Genomic DNA, 19,652 nt, shown 5'->3' with positions numbered 1-19,652 from the left:
CTTCCTTTCCGATGCAGCAAACTTTGAATTGGTGCGAATGTAACCGAAATCCGAAAACTGCGTGCAAGTGCCTCCAAAAACGGCCCGGCAGGCCGCATGGCGCCGTGGGATGAGCTATTTTACCCGGGGACGCGGCCGCCGCTGACGCGCTGGATTCCGGCCAAATCCTGCCAGCTTGCCACTTCAGTGTAACCTGCCGATGACAGCAGTCCGCGCACGGCTTCGGCCTGGTCGTAGCCATGTTCCATCAGCAACCAGGCGCCGGGATGGGCGTGCCGCGGGGCGTCTTGCACCAGCTGGCGCAGTGCGGAAAGGCCGTCCGCGAAATCGGTGAGGGCGCCGGACGGCTCGAAGCGCAGGTCGCCTTCGTCCAGATGGCGGTCGCCGCTGGCGATATAGGGTGGATTGGAAACGATTAAGTCGAATTTTTCGCCCGCGACGGCGGCGAACCAGTCGCTGTGCAGGAAACGCACCCGGGCGCCATTGCGCTGCGCATTGCGTTGCGCCACGGCCAGCGCTTCGGTGCTGACATCGAGCGCACTCACGTCCGCATCGGGGCGGGTGTGGGCGATGGCGACGGCGATGGCGCCGCTGCCGGTGCCCAGGTCGAGTACCCGTCCTGTTGGCGGCAGGCGCTCCAGGGCCAGCTCCACCAAAAGTTCCGTATCGGGGCGGGGAATCAGCACGGCCGGTGTGGTCTCGAAGGGCAGGCCGAAGAACTCGCGGCTGCCGACGAGATACGCCACCGGCTCGCCGTGCTCGCGGCGCTGCAGCAGCTGCGTGATGCGCAGCGCTTCCTCTTCGGACAGCACGCGCTCCGACTGCGTGATCAGCGCCGTGCGCGTGACGCCCAGCGCATGGCAGACGAGAATGCGCTGGTCGACCGGATCGAGCAGCGGCTGGCGCTGCAGGGCGCCCAGCGTGGTGCCGGGTGCGACGACGATGGTCATGCGCGCTTGCGCAACAGCAGCCAGATCATGGTCACGCCGAGGATGACGAACCAGATCAGCGACCACTGGGGGATGGAAAGGCCGAGGAAACCGTCGGTCGCGTTCTCGCACAGTCCATCGGCATAGAACAGCCAGGGCATGGCAGTGGCGGTCGGGATCTTGTTCAGTGCGGTCTCCAGCGGATCGATGCCGCAGGACAGGCCCGGATGCGCCAGCACCCACAGATGCTTGGACACCACGCCCAGTCCGCCAAGCGCCGCCAGCAGGCCAATACCCGCGCCCAGCTTGGGGGATTTCCCAAAATACCCGATCAGGCAAGCGACGCCGATGCCGATGAACAGATAGCGCTGGATCACGCACAGCGGGCAAGGCAGCAAGAACAGCACATGCTGCAAATACATCGCGACGCCGATCAAGCCGAAGCACACAAACGCCGTCACCAGCAATACATTCCTCGAATTCATATCACCATCCGCACAATAAAAACCGCCACATTCTCCCACAATCTGTACTTTGGGGTCAGGCACGAAATGGTACATAAGCTCGCTTGCAAAGCGAGCTTATGTACCATTTCGTGCCTAACCCGAAAAACGTTAGTCGCCGAGGGCGGCGAGCTGTTCGGCCTGGTGCTCGGTGGTGAGGGCGGTGGTCAGTTCGGTGAGGTCGCCGTCCATGATCATGTCGAGCTTGTAGAGCGTGAGGTTGATGCGGTGGTCGGTCATGCGGCCTTGCGGGAAGTTGTAGGTGCGGATGCGCTCGCTACGGTCGCCGGAGCCGATCAGGCTCTTGCGCGTGGCCGCTTCCTTCGATTGCTGCTCGCGCAGTTGCACGTCCTTGATGCGCGCCGCCAGCACTTTCATGGCGGACGCCTTGTTCTTGTGCTGCGAGCGGTCGTCCTGGCATTCGACCACGATGCCGGACGGGATGTGCGTGATGCGCACCGCGGAGTCGGTCTTGTTGATGTGCTGGCCGCCGGCGCCGGAGGCGCGGAAGGTGTCGATGCGCAGGTCGGCCGGGTTGATGTGGACGTCTTCCACTTCGTCCGCTTCCGGCATCACGGCCACCGTGCAGGCGGAAGTGTGGATGCGGCCCTGGGTTTCGGTGGCCGGCACGCGCTGCACGCGATGCCCGCCGGACTCGAACTTCAGCTTGGAGTAGGCGCCGTTGCCGATGATGCGCGCGATGACTTCGCGATAGCCGCCCAGGTCGCTTTCCGAAGCCGACACAATCTCCACCTGCCAGCGCGAGCGCTCGGCGAAGCGCGTGTACATGCGCAGCAGGTCGCCCGCGAACAGCGCCGATTCGTCGCCGCCCGTGCCGGCACGGATTTCGAGGAAGATGTTGCGCTCGTCGTTTTCATCCTTCGGCAGCAGCATCTTCTGCAGCTCCACGTCCAGCGTGGCGATGCGCGCCTTGCCGCTGTCGATTTCCTCCTGCGCGAATTCCTTCATGTCCGGGTCGGACAGCATGGCCTGCGCTTCCTCGATATCGCCCTGCGCCTGCTGGTAATCCTTGTACAGCGCCACCAGAGGCCCCAGCTCGCTGTGCTCGCGTGTCATCTTGCGGTAGCTGTCCATATTTGACGTGGCGCCTTCGGACATCAGCAGTTCGTCCAGTTCGACCAGGCGGTTTGCCAATTGGTCCAGCTTGGCCAGCATTGATGGTTTCATCAGAATCCTGTTGGTGTAGGGTGCGCCGGGCCGGCGCGGGGTAATGCGGAAGGGGAGGAGGCGAAGACGCCGCTAACGGCGGCCGCGGAACAGCGTAGGCAGCAGTTCGGCCAGCTGGGCGCGCTCGTCGCCCTGTGCGCGGTGCAGCGCCTGCTGCGGGCCGTGCATGAATTTGGCGGTCAGGCCGCGCGACAGCGCTTCCAGCACCGCATCCACCGATTCGCCTTTGGCGAGCAGCTTGCGCGCGCGCTCCAGCTCCATCAGGCGGATCGCTTCGCCGTTCTCGTGCAGGCCCTGGATGACAGGCACCACGGCGCGGTCGTCGATCCAGTGCATGAAGGATTGCACGCGGGTTTCAATGATGGCTTCGGCCTGGGCCACGGCGGCCTGGCGGTTTTCCATGCCGGTTTGCACCACCTTGCCGAGGTCGTCCACGGTGTAGAGGAAGACGTCGTTCAGGCGGCCCACCTCGGCCTCGATATCGCGCGGTACGGCCAGGTCGACCATGAACATCGGCTTGTGGCGGCGCGCCTTGATCGCACGCTCGACCATGCCGAGGCCGATCAGCGGCAGCGAGGAAGCCGTGCAGGAAATCACGATATCGTACTGGTGCAGCTGGTTCTGCAGTTCGGCCAGGCGCATGGCCTTGCCGTTGAAGCGGTGCGCCAGCGATTCGCCGCGCTCCATCGTGCGGTTGGCCACCGTGATCGATTTCGGGTTCTGCGCCGCGAAGTGCGTGGCGCACAGCTCGATCATTTCGCCGGCGCCGATGAAGAGCACGTTCTGCTGGTTGATCTTGTCGAAGATGCGTTGCGACAGGCGCACGGCCGCTGCCGCCATCGACACGCTGTGCGCGCCGATTTCGGTGGTGCTGCGCACTTCCTTGGCCACCGAGAAGCTGCGCTGGAACAGCTGGTGCAGGTAGGTGCCGAGGCCGCCCGCTTCATCGGCGGTGCGGATCGCGTCCTTGATCTGGCCCAGGATCTGGGTCTCGCCCAGCACCATCGAGTCCAGGCCGGAAGCGACACGGAAGGTGTGGCGCACGGCATCGTGCTGCGGCAGCATGTAGAGGTGCGGACGCAGCTCGTTGAAGTTCAGCTGGTGGAAGTCGGCCAGGAAGTGCGCGCCCGCATCCAGCGGATTGTCGGCATTGCTGGCTGCGTACAGTTCGGTGCGGTTGCAGGTGGACAGGATCGCCGCTTCAGTGCCGCCGGCGCCGTCGATACGCTGGAACCAGTTGCGTGCCGCCGCCACGGCCGTCCCCAGCTGCTCAGGCGCGAACGCCAGCCGTTCGCGCAAGGCGACAGGCGCAGTGGTGTGGTTAAGGCCGACGGCGAGAAGTTGCATTTACGGTCACACGTGGGGGATTAGCCGACATTATACCGTGATGCTACAAGCCCTTCAGGAACCCAGCTTTTCCAGCCGGTAGCCGTAACTGTAGACGGGCACGAGGCGGAAACCGTTCTCGGGCTTGAGCTGCAGCTTGTTGCGCACACGGGAGACGTGCGTGTCCATGGTGCGCGATGGCACCTCGGTTTCGCGGATCCAGACGGACTCGTGAATGTAGGCGCGCGACAGGGGACGCCCGATGTTGCGGAAAAACAGCAACGCCAGGTAGAACTCCTTGTGCGTGACGTCCAGGACCTGGCCATCCATCAGCAGCCGGCCCGGCCGGGTTTCGAACACGTATTGTCCGAATTGCAGCTGTTCAGCGCCGTTCTGGCTTGGATAGGCGCGGCGCAGCTGGGCTTGCACGCGGGCCACCAGCTCGCTGCGGCGCAGGGGCTTGACCAGGTAGTCGCAGGCGCCGGCGCCCAGGCCGGCAACGATATCGTCCTCGCCGGAACTGGTGGTCATGAACATCACGGGAGCGTTTTCCGGCAGCTTTTCGCGGGCTCTGCGCACGACGTCGGCGCCATCCATGTCACCGACCTGCCAATCCAGGATGAGCATGTCGTAACTGTCTTTCCGCACGTGCGCCAACAGGTCTTTGCCCGTCTGGAAGCCGTGGCAGACATGGCCCGCAGAGGTCAGTACCTGACAGATCAGGTCTGTCTGGCTTTTGTCCGGGTCTAAAACAACAATTCTCATCTCAAAGATTGTTAAGAAACAGTCACACGAATATAACAGAGATTTACAAAAAATACTTACCGAAGTGGCAAAATATTTCTTGCAGGCACCATTTCACTGTAGCCGTGCGTACCTGTGTATTGATCACACGGTACACTGCTTACGCGCCCATGACAATGCATAGGCTTGATTATTGATAGTTATCAGGAGGCAAAATCGTGGAAAACGACTGGACTTTGCTGCCTTCTTCGCCCAAAGAAATAGAAGAGACACGGCAGCGTTGCCGCCGCCTGGTGCGCAGACGCGCGGCCATGTCGGCAGGTGTTGCGGCGGTGCCAATTCCCGGCATGGACGTCGCCGCCGATCTGCGCCTGTTTACGATGCTGATCGACGATGTTAACCGGGAGTTTGGTCTGTCAGCCGACCAGATCGACCGGCTGCAGCCCAAATTCCGCCTGATTGCTTATGAAGCTGCCATCAGCATCGGCGGCATGCTGGTGGGGAAGGTGATTACCAAGGAACTGGTGCTGTCGCTGGTCAGGCGCAGCGGGGTCAAGCTGTTGGCCAGGCAGGCGACCAAAATCGTGCCGCTGGCGGGTCAGGCGGCCGCGGCCGCCATCGGTTTCTTTGCGTTCCGCCAGATCGGCTATCAGCACGTCGATGCCTGCGCGAAGGTGGCGCAGGAGTTGCTGATGGCGCGTGCTTAGAACCCAAGGCGTGAAGCTAGTGTCAGGCACGCTGTGCCTGACACTTGGGTTTGCTCTGGGTTTGAAAATCAAACGTCCGGCAGCACCACGTTAACGTCCAGCACCTCGAGATTGCCCTGGCGGTCCAGCGAGATCTTGATATCGTCCGCATTCACCTTGGTGTACTTGGAGATCACATCGATCAGTTCCTTGTGCAGGGCCGGCAGGAAGTCCGGGCCGGCGCGGCCGTTGCGCTCGCGCGCGATGATGATCTGCAGGCGCTCCTTGGCGGCGGTCGCCGTTTTCGGCTTGTTGGGGAATAGGAATGAGAGCAGGGCCATTTACTTTGCTCCAAAGATTCGCTTCAGGAAGCCTGGCTTTTCATAGTCGGTAAAACGCAGCGGACGGTCTTCGCCCATGAAGCGGCCCACCACGTCCTCGTAAGCCTCGGCCACGTCGGAACCCTTGAAATGGATCGCAGGGTTACCCTGGTTGGAAGCATGCAGCACCTGCTCGGATTCCGGGATGATGCCGAGCAAGGGGATGCGCAGGATTTCCTGCACGTCTTCGTGGCTCAGCATTTCGCCCGCTTCCACGCGCTTCGGCGAGTAGCGCGTGATCAGCAAGTGTTCCTTGACCGGTTCGCCGCCGGACAGGGCGCGGCGGGACTTGGCCTGGATGATGCCCAGGATGCGGTCCGAGTCGCGCACCGACGACACTTCCGGGTTGGTCACGATCAGCGCTTCGTCGGCGAAGGTCAGCGCCATCAGGGCGCCGTGCTCGATGCCTGCCGGAGAATCGCAGATGATGAAGTCGAAGTCCATCTTGATCAGCTCGGCCAGCACGGTTTCCACGCCGTCTTCGCTCAGCGCATCCTTGTCGCGGGTCTGGGAGGCGGGCAGGATGAACAGGTTGTCGCAGTGCTTATCCTTGATCAGGGCCTGGTTCAGCGTCGCTTCCTTGTTGATCACATTGATCAGGTCGTACACCACGCGGCGTTCGCACCCCATGATGAGGTCGAGGTTCCGCAGGCCGACGTCGAAATCGATCACTACGGTTTTGTGGCCGCGCTGCGCGAGGCCGGTAGAGAAGCTGGCGCTGGAAGTCGTTTTGCCGACACCGCCCTTGCCGGACGTTACAACAATAATTCGAGCCACGAAGGAATCCTTTATTTCAATAAACAGTTTGCATTAAGCACGCGTTGCGGAATTGACAGATTGTATATCCAGACTGTCGCCTTTCAAGCGGATTTGTGTCGGCTGGCGTGCGTGCGACGCCGGGAAACCATCCTCAAAGGTGCGATAAACGCCTGCGATAGACACCAGTTCCGGGGACATCTGCAGAGCGAAAATGCGGGCACTCGCGTCGCCGGAAGCACCGGCCAGAGCGCGGCCATTCAAAGTGTTGTAAACGTGAATACTGCCGTCCGCAATGATCTCCGCGCCGTTGTTGACGACGGCCATCACGATCAGGTCGCCGCCACGAGCATAGATGCGCTGGCCGGCGCGGACCGGGGTATCGATGATCATGGTCCCGTTCGCGGGCACTGGCGCGGCGCCAGCCGCCGATGCCGGCGTCGGTGCCGGCTCGGGTGCCGCTGCGGGCTTTTTCGGTTCGGGCGCCGGCGTTTCCTCGCGCTTGCCGCTGTCCAGCGACAGGCCGTTGGCCTGGATTTCATCCACCATATCCGGCGTGGCATTGCGCACGGCCACTGGATTCAGGCGGTATTTCTTCAGCAACGCGACCAGGGCCGCCCAGTCGATGCGCTCGCAACCCGGCGCCAGGGAGCCGACATCGATCACCGCCGGGTCTCCTTCGAAGAAGTCGGACACGCCGCCGGTCATTTCGTGCAATGCAGCGTCGAGGGTGATGAGGTCGGAAGTCTGCAGGATGGCAGAGACGGCGACAACGGTGGAAATCTTGATTTCGATGGGCTTTTGGAAAACGCTCTTGGACATGACTAGGTCTGGAGATCGCAGAATCCGTGCATTCTACTTGAAAATAAACCGCGGACAATCAGCATAATTGCACAATCTACAAGCGATTCAAAGCTTTTACGGAGGGCCGGCATGCAGGGATTTCCTTTGTGCGCCGCCTTGTTGTTTTGTGGCGTGGCGACTGCGCTGCGGGGCGCCGCCGCGCCCGTCCCGATCCGCGATTTCGTCGATCAGGACAGCATCGTGCGTCCCGTGCTCTCGCCGGACGGCAGGTATCTGGCCGTTTCCACGCGCGTGCTTCAATTCCTGTCAACTTATTCGGCGGTGACCATTCTCTCGTTGCCCGACATGCATGCCAAAGTCGCGATCCGGCTCGACCAGTATGAAATCCCCGCCAGCTATGTCTGGGCCAGCAACCGCCGGCTGATCATCCGCACCGCGAAAGAAAAGACGTGGATGGAGGCGCCTGTTTCCACCGGCGAAGTGATGGCGACCGATATCGATGGCAGCAACCAGCAGTACTTGTACGGCCGCCGCCGCCGGGCGGGCATCGATTATGGTTTCGCGGCCGACGTGGCGCTGCCGGAGCAGCTGGATGGCACGATCTACCTGACGGAGTTCACACAACGGCAGCACAGCATTCTTTACAGACTGGACAGCAGAAATGGTGGCCGCAGGGAGCTGGCTGATCTGAATATGCCCGCGATGCACTTCCTGCAGGACCGCAATGGCGTGCCGCGCCTGGCCTACAAGCTCGGCGCGGATGGCAAGCTGGTGATGCGCCGTCCGGCCGGTGACAGCTGGGTGCCGGCGGCGCTGGATGGCAGCAGGGACGAAATCCGGGTGCTTGGCGTTTCGCCCGCAGCGGCGGGCTTCTACGTGCTGCGCGGTGTGGGCGGAGCGCCGGTGGCGCTGTACGAGCAGCCGTTCGAGGGCGGCGCGGGACGCATACTGGCTTCCGATGCGCAGGCGGATATTGGCCTGGTCATGTGGTCGCAGCAGGGAGATCGTCCCTTTGCCTACGCCACCCAGCTTGGTGTGCCGGCCGTGCGCTACCTGGATGAATCGCTGCCTGAAGCGCGGCTGCATCGCCAGCTCAGCGCGCAGTTCCCGGGACAAATGGTGCGCCTGCTCAACGCCAGTGCCGACGGCAAGCTGTGGCTGTTCGACGTGCGCAGCGACCGCGATCCCGGCAGCACTTATCTTTACGATAGCGCCAGTGGCCGCGCCGATCTGCTGGTGACGCGGCTCGCGCGCATCGACCCCGCTGCGATGCCGTCGCGCCGGCCCATCAGCTTTAGCGCGCGCGATGGCATGGTGCTGCATGGCTACCTGACCGCACCGGCCGGCGTGGCGCGTCCGCCGCTGGTCCTGCTGCCGCACGGTGGACCGCATGGTTTCGCCGACCGCTGGGAATTCGATGTCGACGCCGCCTTCCTCGCCAGCCGCGGCTACGCCGTGCTGCAGGTGAACTTCCGTGGCTCGGGCGGCCGCGGAATGGACTTCGAGAAGGCAGGCTACCGTGCGTGGGGCGGCCTTATCGTGGATGACCTGATCGACGGCGTACGCTGGACACTGGCGCATGGCCTGGCCGACCCGCAACGCGTTTGCGCGTACGGCAGCAGCTTCGGCGCCTACGCGGCCATGATGGTCGCGGTGCGCGCGCCAGGCCTGCTGCGCTGTGCTGCGGGGAACGCCGGCGTCTACGACTTGCCGCTGCTGTTGAAGGAAGAGAAGGACGCAGGCGGCGAGCGCCTGCTGAGGGAATACATCGGCACCGACGAGGAAGAGCAGAAACGCAATTCGCCATCCTTCCTCGCCGCGCAGATCAGGGTCCCGGTGTTTCTCGCACACGGCAAGTCCGACGAAACGGCGCCGCTGCTGCAGGCGCGCGCCATGCGGACGGCCTTGCGCGAGGCGGGCAACGAGCCCGAGTACTGGGAAGTGTCCAGCGAGGGGCACGGTTTCTACAATCCTGACAACCGTGCCGACTTCTACGAAAAGCTGGAACGCTTCCTGGCCCGCCACCTGCGCTAGAAGATTTCGGCTTCCTTGCGCAGCTGGCGTGCTGCCGTCACCATATTGCGCAGCGCCTGCGCCGTTTCATCCCAGCCGCGCGTTTTCAGGCCGCAGTCCGGATTGACCCACAGCTGGGCGGGCGGAATCACGGCGGCGGCCTTGCGCAGCAGGGCGGCCATTTCATCGCTGTCGGGCACGCGGGGCGAGTGAATGTCGTACACGCCGGGGCCTATCTCGTTCCGGTAACGGAACTGGCCGAAGCCGGTGAGCAGCTCCATGGCCGAGCGGCTGGTTTCGATCGTGATCACGTCCGCATCCATGGCCGCAATGGCGGGCAGGATATCGTTGAACTCCGCGTAGCACATATGGGTATGGATCTGCGTGGCGTCGTGCGCTGAACTGGCGCTGATGCGGAATGCCTGCGTGGCCCAGGACAGGTAGTCGCTCCAGCGGCTGCGGCGCAACGGCAAGCCTTCGCGCACGGCCGGTTCATCGATCTGGATGATGGCGATGCCGGCCTGCTGCAGGTCGGCCACTTCGTCACGGATGGCGACCGCGATCTGCAGCGCTGTCTGCGAGCGCGGCTGGTCGTCGCGCACGAAGGACCACTGCAGGATGGTGACGGGGCCGGTGAGCATGCCCTTCATCGGCTTGTCCGTCAGGCTTTGCGCGTACTGGGCCCAGCGCACCGTCATCGGTTGCGGCCGCGCCACGTCTCCGTAGATGATGGGCGGCTTCACGCAGCGCGAACCATAGGATTGCACCCAGCCGTTGGCGGTAAAGGCGAAGCCGTCCAGCTGCTCGCCGAAGTATTCGACCATGTCATTGCGCTCGGCTTCGCCGTGCACCAGCACGTCCAGGCCCAGTTCTTCCTGCCGGCGCACGGCGTGTTCGATCTCCGCCTGCATCGCCTGCTCGTAGCTGGCCGCATCCAGTTCGCCGCGCTTGTGCGCCGCACGCGCCGCGCGGATGTGCGGCGTTTGCGGGAAGGAGCCGATGGTGGTGGTGGGGAAGGACGGCAGCTGCAGGCGTTCGCGCTGCACGCGCTGGCGCGCATCGAACGACGAAGCGCGCCTGTCCGCGCCTGGGTCCGCGGCCAATTGCGCCACGCGCGCCGCTACCTCGCGGCGATGCACACGATCGCTCACGCGCCGCTGCGCCACTGCCGCCCGCGCTTCCGCTAGCGCCGGGCTCGTGTAACATTTCGTGCCTGACCCCAAATCCAGGGCGGACTTCAGCAGGGCGATCTCGTCCAGCTTTTCGGTGGCGAAGGCGAGCCATGAGCGCAGCTCGGCATCGAGGTCCTGCTCGCCCTGCAGGCTGAAGGGCACATGCAGCAGCGAGCACGATGCGGACAGCCACAGCTCGCCGCTGCGCTTGTCCAGCAAGGGCTGCAGGCGGGACAAGGCCGCGTCCAGATCGGAGCGCCACACATTGCGGCCATCGACGATGCCGACCGAGAGCACCTTGTGCGCCGGCAGCCAGTCCGCCACGCTGGCCAGTTCTGTAGCCGCACGCACGCCGTCCACATGCAGGCCCGCGACCGGCAGGCGGCAGGCCAGGCTCACGTTCTCTTCCAGCGGCGAGAAGTACGTCGCCACCAGGATTTGCGCGCCCGACTGCGCCAGCGACCAGTAGGCCGGCTCATAGGCATTGCGCCACGCGGGCGGCAAGTCCAGGCCCAGCGCGGGTTCGTCAAGCTGCACCCACTCGGCGCCGGCAGCGCGCAGTTGCGCCAGCAGTTCGCCATACACAGGCAGCAGCGCATCCAGCAGGGACAGGCGCGAGAAGCCGTCGGCAGCGCCGCGTTCCTTGCCCAGCCAGAGGAAGGTCAGCGGACCAAGCAGCGTGACCTTCACGCGGTGGCCCAGCGCGCGCGCCTCCGCGACTTCGTCCAGCAACCGCGTGGAGGAAAGCGTGAACGCTGTCGAATCGGCGAACTCCGGCACCAGGTAGTGGTAATTCGTGTCGAACCACTTCGTCATTTCCAGCGCCTTGCCATCGTGGCCGCAGCCGCAATGCGAATGCTGCGCATCGCCGCGCGCCATCGCAAAGTAGCGCGACAGCTGCGATTGGGAAGAGTCGAAGCCGAAGCGGGCGGGCTCGCAGCCGAACAGCTGGATATGGTTGGCTACATGGTCGTAAAAGGCAAAATCGCCCACGGCAACGAAGTCCAGGCCGGCATCGCGCTGCAACGCCCAGTGGCGGGCGCGCAGCTCGCGGCCCAGCTCTCCCAGCGCGGATTCGGCAACTTCACCACGCCAGTGTTTTTCAAGTAAGAACTTTAATTCGCGCTTCGCTCCCATACGGGGGAAGCCTAAAACGTGCGATCGTACTGTTTTCATTTTGTCATTAAAATTAAATATTGGTGACGTAAAGTGTCCGACATCTCGTCATATAATAAAAACGAAACTTTTTGCCTCATAACATGAAAATTATTCATTCATGCTCGAGATACGCCACCTCCGCACGCTCTCAGCGTTGCGCTCAGCCGGCAGCCTGGTCCGCGCCGCTCAGTTGCTGAACCTGACCCAGTCCGCTCTGTCGCATCAGATCAAGCTGCTTGAGGACCGCTACGGCGGCCCGCTGTTCGAGCGCAAGACGGTGCCGATCGGCTTTACCGCAATGGGCGCGCGCTTGCTGCGCCTGGCGGATACGCTGCTGCCCGAAGTCGAGCAGGCCGAGCGCGATGTCGCACGCCTGTCGCAAGGCGACAGCGGCCAGCTGCGTGTGGCGCTCGAATGCCACACCTGCTTCGACTGGCTGATGCCCGTGATGGATGAATTCCGCATGCGCTGGCCGGAAGTGGAAATCGATCTTGTGTCCGGTTTCCACAGCGAGCCTTCGGACCTGCTGCGCAGCGGCGATGCAGACCTCGTGATTGGCTCCGACTACAGCCTGGGCGGCTATGCCGTATTCCCGCTGTTCCGCTTCGAGATCATGACGGTGCTGGCGCAGAAGCACCGCTTGCAGGCACTACGCCGCTTGCAGGCGAATGACTTCGAAAATGAAACCCTCATCACGTATCCAGTGCCTGAAGAACGCATTGATTTAATCAGGGAAATCTTGCGCCCCGCCAACGTCGCGTACAAGCGACGAACTGCAGAACTGACGGTTGCAATCTTGCAGTTAGTTGCTAGCCGCCGCGGTGTTGCGGCTTTGCCGAATTGGGCTATCAAAAACTACGTCGACTATGACTATGTGATTGCGCGGCCCATTGGAGAGCAGGGACTATGGAGCGACCTGTTCGTTTCGGTGCCGGAAGCCTTACGCCATAAGGCTTTTGTGACTGACTTTGTCAACGTGATACGCGAGCAGTGTGCCGGTTCGCTCGATGGAATCAAGTTATTGTCGTGACATGCCTTTTATTTTTATGCAAAATGAAAGAAAGCATTGATCTTTGTCAAAGAGTTGAATGGAACTGTTCACTACGATGAAAGATCCTTGCGTTATCTCATCGAAGGAGTTGTCCCCAATGTTTGCACTGACTGACGAATTTTCCCGTGCCGCATTCGCGGCCTTCAATGCGCAGATGGCACAGTTCGATGAATGTGCGCAAGCTGTCGTAGATGTCGCGCTCTCCTCGCTGGCGACTGCCACCGTTGCTTCCAATCAGTTTTTGTCAGCCCAAAACACTGAAGAATTTTTCGACGTCGCTACGAGCCAATCGCAGCTGGCGTTGGGCCTGGCACAGGCCTACTCCCGTGAAGCAACAGATGCTGCTCTAAATAAGCCCTTGTTCCGGTAGGACATAGTGGCTTGCCGCAGATCGCTTCGATAGAATTAAATGAATTATTCATAACTCAACCACAGCACCGGAGAAGCACATGGAAGAAGTAGTCATCGTTGCCGCGGCTCGTACCGCGGTCGGCAAGTTCGGCGGAAGTCTGGCCAAGATTCCCGCATCGGAACTGGGTGCTCACGTGATCAAGGGCCTGCTGGCGCAGACCAAGATTGATCCCAACCTGATCAGCGAAGCCATCCTCGGCCAGGTACTGACTGCTGGCGTTGGCCAGAACCCGGCACGCCAGGCCGTGATCAAGGCAGGCCTGCCAAATGCCATCCCCGCATACACCATCAACAAGGTGTGCGGTAGCGGCCTGAAGGCAACCCACCTGGCAACGCAAGCCATCAAGTGCGGCGACGCGAACATCATTATCGCCGGCGGCCAGGAAAACATGAGTGCGGCACCGCACGTACTGAACAATTCGCGCGACGGCTTCCGCATGGGCGATGTGAAGATGATCGACTCGATGATCGTCGATGGCCTGTGGGATGTGTACAACCAGTACCACATGGGCGTGACCGCGGAGAACGTCGCGAAGAAATACGAGATCTCGCGCGCCGAGCAGGACGAGTTCGCGCTGCAGTCGCAATTGAAAGCGGAAGCCGCGCAGAAGGCCGGCAAGTTCAAGGACGAGATCCTGCCGCTGGAAATCGTGCAGAAGAAAGGCAGCATCGTTTTCGACCAGGACGAATACATCAAGCCGGGTTCCACGCTGGAAGCGCTGGCTGGCCTGCGTCCTGCATTCAACAAGGAAGGCAGTGTCACCGCAGGCAATGCGTCGGGCCTCAATGACGGCGCCGCTGCCGTGATCATGATGACCGCGTCGCAAGCCAAGCAGCTGGGCCTGACCCCGCTGGCGCGCATCAAGGCTTACGCATCGTCCGGCCTGGATCCGTCCGTAATGGGCATGGGCCCTGTGTCCGCATCCAAGCTGTGCCTGAAGAAGGCCGGCTGGACCCCGCAGGACCTGGACCTGATGGAAATCAACGAAGCGTTTGCGGCGCAGGCAATTGCCGTGAACAAGGAAATGGGCTGGGACACCAGCAAGATCAACGTGAACGGCGGCGCCATCGCAATTGGCCACCCGATCGGCGCTTCCGGCGCCCGCATCCTGGTGACCCTGCTGCATGAGATGGTCCGTCGCGACGCGAAGAAAGGCCTGGCCTCGCTGTGCATCGGCGGCGGCATGGGTGTAGCACTGGCAGTAGAGAGGGACTGAAAGAGTTTAAGAGTCTAACTAGAGACGCATTTGAGGGGAACATAAATGGCACGAGTTGCATTGGTAACAGGCGGCATGGGTGGTCTGGGTGAAGCGATCTGCATCAAGATGGTCGCACTGGGCTACAAAGTGGTAACCACGTATTCCCCAACGAACAAAACGCACGATGCTTGGCTGGCCTCCATGAAGGACCAGGGCTTCCAATTCTCGGCGTATCCATGCGATGTGTCGGACTACGAGTCCGCACAGGAATGCGTGAAAGCGATCGAGCGCGATATCGGCCCGGTCGATGTGCTGGTGAACAACGCGGGTATTACCCGTGACATGACCTTCAAGAAGATGGACAAGGTCAATTGGGACGCAGTGATGAAGACCAACCTGGACTCCGTGTTCAACATGACCAAGCCGGTAGCGGATGGCATGGTGGACCGTGGCTGGGGCCGTGTGATCAACATCTCATCGGTGAACGGCCAGAAGGGCGCCTTCGGCCAGACCAACTACTCCGCAGCGAAAGCCGGCGTACACGGTTTCACCAAGGCGCTGGCACTGGAAGTGGCGCGCAAGGGCGTGACCGTCAATACCATCTCGCCGGGCTACATCGGCACCAAGATGGTGATGGAAATCCCGAAGGATGTGCTGGATTCCAAGATCATCCCGCAGATCCCGATGTCCCGTCTGGGGCAAGCCTGAAGAAGTCGCAGGCCTGGTGGCCTACCTGGCTTCCGAAGAAGCCGCGTTCCTGACTGGCGCGAACATCGCCATCAACGGCGGCCAGCACATGTCCTGACCCCGTCCGGCTCCCGCCGACAAAAGCCGCCCGGCCCCGCCGCGCGGCTTTTTTATTTCCCAAAATTCGGGGTCAGCTCTGTCATTCGGACACGCGCGCAACTTCTTTCAGCTAGCTCAATACGCAAGAACAGGCGATTTCCCGTATTGAGCTCGATCAAAGGTTAGCGCTAGCTGTCCGAATGACAGAGCTGACCCCGAATTGCTTGCGCGCGGGGCGCGAGCGATTAACCTCTTTCGCCATATCAACAATATTGGGGAAGGGGAAACGATGAACTATCTGGCGATCCTGGTGGCGGCCGTGTCGAGTTTCATGCTGGGCGGGCTGTGGTATTCGCCGAAGCTGTTTGGTGAGGCATGGAACCGGGAAAACGGCGGGGTGAAGCAGGAAAGGGCATCCGGCCAGGTGTTCGGGACGGCGTTCGCGTTTTCGCTGATCGGGGCTTTCTGCTTTGCGTACTGGCTGGGCGCGGCGCCGGCGCTGGATAAGGCGCTGCAGGCCGGCTTCTCGGCCGGCTTCGGCATTGCGGCGACCAGCTTTGGCATCAATTATCAGTTCGCGCAGCGCTCGTTCAAGCTGTGGCTGATCGACGGCGGTTATCACACTGCTCAATTCCTCCTGTTCGGCCTGATTCTCGGCCTTTGGCACTGACGTAGAATAGCCGGGATATCAACAGGAGGCAGTATGAACACTTTGCCAGACGATGGTCTTGCGCTGGCCGCTTTGGAAGAACAGGTCCTGCAGCCCGGCGTGAAGGGCTTGCCGATTACCGAACCGCTGCGCCAGCACATGATCGGGGCGCAGGACTGGAACGTCCTGAACGCCGACACCAGCTTCCCCGTCGCAGTCCTCAAGCAGTCCGCGCTGCTGCATAACCTGCAATGGATGCGCGCGTATTGCGATCACTACGGGGTGGTGCTCGCGCCGCACGGCAAGACGACAATGAGTCCGCAGCTGTTCGGCGCCCAGCTCGCCAACGGCGCCTGGGGCATCACACTGGCGACCGCCGCGCAGGTGCAGATTGCGGCGCGCTTTGGCGTGCGCCGCATCATCCTCGCCAACGAACTCGTGGCGCCCGCGGACATCAAAGCCATGCTGCACCTGATGCGCGAAGACGCCGGCTTCGAATTCCATGCGCTGGTCGATTCGCTCGCAGGCGTCGAGCGTTTGTCGCAGGCCGTGCAGGCGGGGCGGATTGCAGCGGCCCTTGCCGCTGCTGGTGGAACTGGGCATGCTGGGCAAGCGTGCCGGCGCGCGCGAAGCGGACGAGGTGCTCGCTGTCGCACGCGCGGTGGCGAAGGCGCCCGGCCTGCAACTGGCCGGCATTGAAGGCTACGAGGGACTGGCCTCCGATGTGCAGGAGGTGAACGCCTTCTTGCAGAAGATGGTCGCCCTGCTGCGCCAGGCGGACCAGGAGCGCCTGTTCGAAAGCGAGCAGATCCTGATTTCGGCCGGCGGTTCTGCCTTCTTCGACCTGGTGGCGCGCGGCTTCACGGACGTGCAGGGATTGAGCAAGCGCGTGCTGCCGGTGCTGCGCAGCGGCTGCTACCTGACCAACGACCATGGCCATTACCAGGACGCGATCCGCGAGCTGGGCGAGCGCGAAGGTGCGCCGACCGGGGGCCTCCAGCCGGCGCTGGAAATCTGGAGCATGGTGCTGTCGCGCCCCGAACCGAACCTGGCGATCCTGTCGATGGGCAAGCGCGACGCGTCGCATGACCTGGGCTTGCCCAAGGCGCTTTACCATCAGCGGCCGGGCGTGGCGGGTGGTCCGTCGCAACTGCCGGAAGGCTGCGAAATCGTGAAGATGAACGACCAGCACGCCTACCTGCGCTGGCCGGAAGGCGCGGTCGCCGACATCAAGGTCGGCGACCTTGTGGGTTGCGGCATCAGCCACCCGTGCACCACCTTCGACAAGTGGCAGCTTATGCTGGTGGTGGACGACCAGTACAATGTGCAGCACGCAATCAATACCTTCTTCTAAGGAAAGCCATGTCCGATCCGCTCGCCCACCTGTTCCCCCCGATCGCGCCGCGCCACAGCGGCATGCTGCAAGTCGATGATATCCACACGATCTACTGGGAAGAGGTAGGCAATCCGGACGGCATCCCGGTGGTCTTCCTGCACGGCGGCCCGGGCGCCGGCCTGTCGCCGCAGCACCGCCGCTTCTTTAATCCGGACCACTACCGCGTGATCCTGTTCGACCAGCGCGGTGCCGGCAAGTCCACCCCGCTGGGCGACGTGCGCAACAACACTACCCAGCTGCTGATCGAGGATATCGAACGCCTGCGCACCAGGTTTGGCATCGAAAAATGGCTGGTCTTCGGCGGTTCCTGGGGCTCGACGCTGGCCCTGGCTTACGGCGAAGCCCATCCCGAGCGCTGCCTCGGCTTCGTCCTGCGCGGCATCTTCCTGTGCACGAAAAAGGAAATCGACTTCTTCCTGGACGGCGCCGAGTGGTTCCACCCGGATGTCTATGACGAATTCGTGGAGGCGATCCCGCAGCCTGAGCGCAGCAACCTGCTGCAAGCCTACGTCACCCGCATCATGGACCCGACCCGGCCGTACACTGGCCGGCCGTGCGCGCCTGGAGCAAATTCGAGGGCCGCCGCGTCTTCCTGCTGCCGCAGCCGGAGGAAGCGCCGTCCGACACGCTGGACCTGGGCGTCGGCCGCATGGAATCGCACGACATGGCCCACGGCGGCTTCTTCGAGCCGGACCAGCTGATGAACAACGTCAGCCGTATCGCCCACCTGCCGGCCGTCATCGTGCAGGGGCGCTACGACGTGATCTGTCCGCCCGTTACCGCCTGGCGCCTGCACAAGGCCTGGCCGGGCTCGACGCTGAAGATCATCCAGGACGCCGGCCACGGCGCAATGGAGCAGGGCATCAGCAAGGCGCTCGTGGCTGCCACGGAACAGTTTCGTGCGGGCGGCCGTTTTCGAGTAAACTTGCGTATCCCCTCTAAAAATATAAGTACATGAACATTCAGCTTGGGGACATTGGCCACATCATCCAGCTGGCCATTGCTCCTGTTTTCCTGTTGTCGGCCGTCTGCACCAAGCTGCTGGTGCTGCTCAATCGCCTCGCGCGCATCATCGACCGCTCGCGCACGCTGGAAGAGCGCCTTGATGTGGCGTATAACGATACTTACCTGAATGAGCTGGATATCCTTTACCGCCGATCCCACCTGATCAATATTGCGATTTCGCTCTCGACCGCCTGCGGACTCTTTGTCTGCCTGATCGTTGCCCTGCTGTTCATTGGCGATACCACCAATGCCACGCTGGACAAATACATCGCCAGCATGTTCGTCGGCGCGGTGTTTTGCCTGATCGGCAGCTTCGGCTTCCTGTTGCGCGAGATCTTTATCGCATCGGCCTTCATGCGCGACCATCGCCATGTACGCCACGTTGAACGACATCCGAACTAAGAATATGCACGACTATCAACGCCCTCCCACCCTGCACCGCTACGGTCCGCGCAGCGAACTCGAACTGGCCCTGAAAGAAGGACAGTTCGTGCTGCGCCCTGTCGGCAGCTTCCTGACCCTGAGTTTCTCGAAAGCCTGGAAGCGCGACCTGTTCGACCATTTCGGCGCGGACTCCTGTCTCGTCATCCACAATACCGAGGAATTCGGCGAGCGCGTGCACCGCGCCGTCCAGCGCACCCTGCCCAACTGGGCGGGCATCGACGGCAACATCGAATACGGCACGCGCGCGGCGCTCGGATCGGCCTTCACCAAGGGCCGCGATGAAGCGCTGGAAAAGGAATGGCAATTCGCCTGGCGCGCCATGCAAAGCCAGTCCAGCATGAACCCGGTCATGATCCGCATCGGCAGCCTGGAAGCGTTTGCAGAAGTGCGCGACCGCGACCACTACACGGTTTAAGGAGTTTGCGGGCTGCCCATGCCGTGTCCGGCGCGGGCGGTTTCGGCGGATTGCCGGGTGCTGGAAGGAAGCTTGTCCAGGTGGGCCAGCACGGCGCCCATCATGCGTTCGATATCGCCGCGGATGATGTTCGTGCCGAGGATGCCGGGCACATAGAAGTTGGGCACCAGGCGGCCGGTGTACAGAACGCGCGTGCCGCCCGTCTCCGGTACCGGCACCAGTTCCCAGCGCGCTTCGTAGTGCTTCATGTCGCCCGAGATCAGGGCAATGTCGATGGCCTGCATCGGCTGCTCGGTCGCGCGCACGATCAGGTGGATGGAGCGGGACATGAACAGGAAGCGGGCCGTGCCAAATTGCTCAATAATGACTTCATTGCCATTGCGCGAGAGCACGCGGCAGGAGGCCATGTCCGGCACGAATTCTTCCATGCGGTCGTAGGAGGTGAGCGTGCGCCACACGGCTGGCAGCGAGGCCTGCACCGTGCCGCTGGCGTTCACTTCATACATATGCACGGCGTCAACGTTCACGCGATTGACCGAGACTTCCAGCTTGGGGACGTCAAGACGCGAAGCCTGCGCCATGCTGGGCGCGGGCGCGGTAAAGCCAATCAACAAGAGCAGTAACAGTCGCTTCATTC

At 62.3% G+C, this 19,652-nt stretch carries 22 protein-coding genes and 1 pseudogene; 13 read left to right on the top strand and 10 right to left on the bottom strand.

Going from position 1 to position 19,652, the window contains the following annotated elements; genetic code table 11:
- Nucleotides 1–119 precede the first annotated feature (119 nt).
- The 5 genes from prmC to ACHMW6_RS34030 form a co-directional block, all read right to left on the bottom strand.
- Complete coding sequence (gene prmC, locus ACHMW6_RS34050) at nucleotides 120–950, bottom strand: peptide chain release factor N(5)-glutamine methyltransferase (protein WP_395403864.1); 831 nt, start codon at nucleotides 948–950, stop codon at nucleotides 120–122.
- Nucleotides 947–1,414 (bottom strand): disulfide bond formation protein B, encoded by a 468-nt coding sequence (locus tag ACHMW6_RS34045; protein WP_395403862.1) that lies wholly within the window; start codon nucleotides 1,412–1,414, stop codon nucleotides 947–949. Before ACHMW6_RS34045 ends, prmC begins: the two co-directional genes overlap by 4 nt.
- 129 nt (nucleotides 1,415–1,543) lie before the next feature.
- A complete protein-coding gene (gene prfA, locus ACHMW6_RS34040; protein ID WP_395403860.1) occupies nucleotides 1,544–2,620 on the bottom strand; it encodes a peptide chain release factor 1 in 1,077 nt (358 codons plus the stop codon).
- A 72-nt stretch (nucleotides 2,621–2,692) separates the two neighbouring features.
- Nucleotides 2,693–3,967 carry a glutamyl-tRNA reductase gene (gene hemA / locus ACHMW6_RS34035; RefSeq protein ID WP_395403858.1) on the bottom strand — a complete coding sequence of 425 codons (1,275 nt, stop codon included), beginning with the start codon at nucleotides 3,965–3,967 and terminating at the stop codon, nucleotides 2,693–2,695.
- Nucleotides 3,968–4,021: 54 nt separating this feature from the next.
- The gene (locus ACHMW6_RS34030; protein ID WP_395403856.1) at nucleotides 4,022–4,711 is read right to left on the bottom strand and encodes a response regulator transcription factor; all 690 of its coding nucleotides are present in this window, start codon (nucleotides 4,709–4,711) and stop codon (nucleotides 4,022–4,024) included.
- Nucleotides 4,712–4,908: 197 nt separating this feature from the next.
- Between ACHMW6_RS34030 and ACHMW6_RS34025 the strand changes: the two genes are divergently transcribed.
- Complete coding sequence (locus ACHMW6_RS34025) at nucleotides 4,909–5,397, top strand: hypothetical protein (RefSeq protein WP_395403854.1); 489 nt, start codon at nucleotides 4,909–4,911, stop codon at nucleotides 5,395–5,397.
- Between the two features lie 68 nt (nucleotides 5,398–5,465).
- Here ACHMW6_RS34025 and minE read toward each other — a convergent pair whose 3' ends face one another.
- The 3 genes from minE to minC are packed head-to-tail and all read right to left on the bottom strand — an operon-like array spanning nucleotide 5,466 to nucleotide 7,334.
- Nucleotides 5,466–5,717 carry a cell division topological specificity factor MinE gene (minE, locus tag ACHMW6_RS34020; protein ID WP_395403852.1) on the bottom strand — a complete coding sequence of 84 codons (252 nt, stop codon included), beginning with the start codon at nucleotides 5,715–5,717 and terminating at the stop codon, nucleotides 5,466–5,468.
- Nucleotides 5,718–6,533: a septum site-determining protein MinD gene (gene minD, locus ACHMW6_RS34015; protein ID WP_395403850.1), complete on the bottom strand. Its 816-nt coding sequence runs from the start codon at nucleotides 6,531–6,533 to the stop codon at nucleotides 5,718–5,720.
- A gap of 33 nt (nucleotides 6,534–6,566) precedes the next feature.
- Entirely contained in the window at nucleotides 6,567–7,334 is a 768-nt protein-coding gene (gene minC / locus ACHMW6_RS34010) for a septum site-determining protein MinC (protein WP_395403848.1), read from the bottom strand.
- A gap of 111 nt (nucleotides 7,335–7,445) precedes the next feature.
- On the opposite strand from minC, the gene ACHMW6_RS34005 reads away from it, so the two are divergent.
- The gene (locus tag ACHMW6_RS34005; protein ID WP_395403846.1) at nucleotides 7,446–9,350 is read left to right on the top strand and encodes an alpha/beta hydrolase family protein; all 1,905 of its coding nucleotides are present in this window, start codon (nucleotides 7,446–7,448) and stop codon (nucleotides 9,348–9,350) included.
- Here the strand turns inward: ACHMW6_RS34005 and metE are convergent.
- On the bottom strand, nucleotides 9,347–11,677 hold the full coding sequence (gene metE / locus ACHMW6_RS34000; RefSeq protein WP_395403844.1) for a 5-methyltetrahydropteroyltriglutamate--homocysteine S-methyltransferase: 2,331 nt from the start codon (nucleotides 11,675–11,677) through the stop codon (nucleotides 9,347–9,349). The two genes, ACHMW6_RS34005 and metE, sit on opposite strands and share 4 nt — an antisense overlap.
- Before the next feature lie 100 nt (nucleotides 11,678–11,777).
- Between metE and ACHMW6_RS33995 the strand changes: the two genes are divergently transcribed.
- The 11 genes and pseudogenes from ACHMW6_RS33995 (at nucleotide 11,778) to ACHMW6_RS33945 (ending at nucleotide 19,015) form a co-directional block, all read left to right on the top strand.
- Nucleotides 11,778–12,689: a LysR substrate-binding domain-containing protein gene (locus ACHMW6_RS33995; RefSeq protein WP_395403842.1), complete on the top strand. Its 912-nt coding sequence runs from the start codon at nucleotides 11,778–11,780 to the stop codon at nucleotides 12,687–12,689.
- Nucleotides 12,690–12,807: 118 nt separating this feature from the next.
- On the top strand, nucleotides 12,808–13,080 hold the full coding sequence (locus ACHMW6_RS33990) for a hypothetical protein (protein WP_395403840.1): 273 nt from the start codon (nucleotides 12,808–12,810) through the stop codon (nucleotides 13,078–13,080).
- A gap of 79 nt (nucleotides 13,081–13,159) precedes the next feature.
- The gene (locus ACHMW6_RS33985; RefSeq protein WP_395403838.1) at nucleotides 13,160–14,338 is read left to right on the top strand and encodes an acetyl-CoA C-acetyltransferase; all 1,179 of its coding nucleotides are present in this window, start codon (nucleotides 13,160–13,162) and stop codon (nucleotides 14,336–14,338) included.
- A gap of 45 nt (nucleotides 14,339–14,383) precedes the next feature.
- Nucleotides 14,384–15,125, top strand: a pseudogene (phbB, locus tag ACHMW6_RS33980) (acetoacetyl-CoA reductase).
- 201 nt (nucleotides 15,126–15,326) lie between these two features.
- Nucleotides 15,327–15,776, top strand: a complete 450-nt coding sequence (locus ACHMW6_RS33975) for a DUF1761 domain-containing protein (protein WP_395403836.1) — start codon at nucleotides 15,327–15,329, stop codon at nucleotides 15,774–15,776.
- A 33-nt stretch (nucleotides 15,777–15,809) separates the two neighbouring features.
- Nucleotides 15,810–16,454 (top strand): hypothetical protein, encoded by a 645-nt coding sequence (locus ACHMW6_RS33970; protein ID WP_395403834.1) that lies wholly within the window; start codon nucleotides 15,810–15,812, stop codon nucleotides 16,452–16,454.
- Complete coding sequence (locus ACHMW6_RS33965; protein WP_395408780.1) at nucleotides 16,357–17,109, top strand: hypothetical protein; 753 nt, start codon at nucleotides 16,357–16,359, stop codon at nucleotides 17,107–17,109. The genes ACHMW6_RS33970 and ACHMW6_RS33965 overlap by 98 nt, the downstream gene beginning before the upstream one ends.
- A gap of 8 nt (nucleotides 17,110–17,117) precedes the next feature.
- On the top strand, nucleotides 17,118–17,852 hold the full coding sequence (locus ACHMW6_RS33960) for an alpha/beta fold hydrolase (RefSeq protein ID WP_395403832.1): 735 nt from the start codon (nucleotides 17,118–17,120) through the stop codon (nucleotides 17,850–17,852).
- Nucleotides 17,801–18,109 carry an alpha/beta hydrolase gene (locus tag ACHMW6_RS33955; protein ID WP_395403830.1) on the top strand — a complete coding sequence of 103 codons (309 nt, stop codon included), beginning with the start codon at nucleotides 17,801–17,803 and terminating at the stop codon, nucleotides 18,107–18,109. The genes ACHMW6_RS33960 and ACHMW6_RS33955 overlap by 52 nt, the downstream gene beginning before the upstream one ends.
- Nucleotides 18,106–18,558 carry a DUF2721 domain-containing protein gene (locus ACHMW6_RS33950; RefSeq protein WP_395403828.1) on the top strand — a complete coding sequence of 151 codons (453 nt, stop codon included), beginning with the start codon at nucleotides 18,106–18,108 and terminating at the stop codon, nucleotides 18,556–18,558. The genes ACHMW6_RS33955 and ACHMW6_RS33950 overlap by 4 nt, the downstream gene beginning before the upstream one ends.
- 4 nt (nucleotides 18,559–18,562) lie before the next feature.
- Nucleotides 18,563–19,015 (top strand): hypothetical protein, encoded by a 453-nt coding sequence (locus tag ACHMW6_RS33945; RefSeq protein WP_395403826.1) that lies wholly within the window; start codon nucleotides 18,563–18,565, stop codon nucleotides 19,013–19,015.
- Here ACHMW6_RS33945 and ACHMW6_RS33940 read toward each other — a convergent pair.
- Nucleotides 19,012–19,650 carry an SRPBCC family protein gene (locus tag ACHMW6_RS33940; protein WP_395403824.1) on the bottom strand — a complete coding sequence of 213 codons (639 nt, stop codon included), beginning with the start codon at nucleotides 19,648–19,650 and terminating at the stop codon, nucleotides 19,012–19,014. The genes ACHMW6_RS33945 and ACHMW6_RS33940 overlap by 4 nt on opposite strands.
- Nucleotides 19,651–19,652 lie beyond the last annotated feature (2 nt).

The organism is Pseudoduganella sp. UC29_106 (assembly GCF_044055365.1).
In the GTDB taxonomy this organism is placed as follows: Bacteria; Pseudomonadota; Gammaproteobacteria; order Burkholderiales; family Burkholderiaceae_D; genus Rugamonas.
The sequence above is the reverse complement of the archived record's forward strand: the minus strand, read 5'-3'. Positions and strand labels throughout refer to the sequence as shown.

Bases quoted from the DNA above. Each gene is read 5' to 3' on its own strand.
- prmC (WP_395403864.1), bottom strand. From the start codon at position 950: ATGACCATCGTCGTCGCACCCGGCACCACGCTGGGCGCCCTGCAGCGC.
- ACHMW6_RS34045 (WP_395403862.1), bottom strand. From the start codon at position 1,414: ATGAATTCGAGGAATGTATTGCTGGTGACGGCGTTTGTGTGCTTCGGC.
- prfA (WP_395403860.1), bottom strand. From the start codon at position 2,620: ATGAAACCATCAATGCTGGCCAAGCTGGACCAATTGGCAAACCGCCTG.
- hemA (WP_395403858.1), bottom strand. From the start codon at position 3,967: ATGCAACTTCTCGCCGTCGGCCTTAACCACACCACTGCGCCTGTCGCC.
- ACHMW6_RS34030 (WP_395403856.1), bottom strand. From the start codon at position 4,711: ATGAGAATTGTTGTTTTAGACCCGGACAAAAGCCAGACAGACCTGATC.
- minE (WP_395403852.1), bottom strand. From the start codon at position 5,717: ATGGCCCTGCTCTCATTCCTATTCCCCAACAAGCCGAAAACGGCGACC.
- minC (WP_395403848.1), bottom strand. From the start codon at position 7,334: ATGTCCAAGAGCGTTTTCCAAAAGCCCATCGAAATCAAGATTTCCACC.
- ACHMW6_RS34005 (WP_395403846.1), top strand. From the start codon at position 7,446: ATGCAGGGATTTCCTTTGTGCGCCGCCTTGTTGTTTTGTGGCGTGGCG.
- metE (WP_395403844.1), bottom strand. From the start codon at position 11,677: ATGAAAACAGTACGATCGCACGTTTTAGGCTTCCCCCGTATGGGAGCG.
- ACHMW6_RS33995 (WP_395403842.1), top strand. From the start codon at position 11,778: ATGCTCGAGATACGCCACCTCCGCACGCTCTCAGCGTTGCGCTCAGCC.
- ACHMW6_RS33990 (WP_395403840.1), top strand. From the start codon at position 12,808: ATGTTTGCACTGACTGACGAATTTTCCCGTGCCGCATTCGCGGCCTTC.
- ACHMW6_RS33985 (WP_395403838.1), top strand. From the start codon at position 13,160: ATGGAAGAAGTAGTCATCGTTGCCGCGGCTCGTACCGCGGTCGGCAAG.
- ACHMW6_RS33970 (WP_395403834.1), top strand. From the start codon at position 15,810: ATGAACACTTTGCCAGACGATGGTCTTGCGCTGGCCGCTTTGGAAGAA.
- ACHMW6_RS33965 (WP_395408780.1), top strand. From the start codon at position 16,357: ATGCTGGGCAAGCGTGCCGGCGCGCGCGAAGCGGACGAGGTGCTCGCT.
- ACHMW6_RS33960 (WP_395403832.1), top strand. From the start codon at position 17,118: ATGTCCGATCCGCTCGCCCACCTGTTCCCCCCGATCGCGCCGCGCCAC.
- ACHMW6_RS33955 (WP_395403830.1), top strand. From the start codon at position 17,801: ATGGAATCGCACGACATGGCCCACGGCGGCTTCTTCGAGCCGGACCAG.
- ACHMW6_RS33950 (WP_395403828.1), top strand. From the start codon at position 18,106: ATGAACATTCAGCTTGGGGACATTGGCCACATCATCCAGCTGGCCATT.
- ACHMW6_RS33945 (WP_395403826.1), top strand. From the start codon at position 18,563: ATGCACGACTATCAACGCCCTCCCACCCTGCACCGCTACGGTCCGCGC.
- ACHMW6_RS33940 (WP_395403824.1), bottom strand. From the start codon at position 19,650: ATGAAGCGACTGTTACTGCTCTTGTTGATTGGCTTTACCGCGCCCGCG.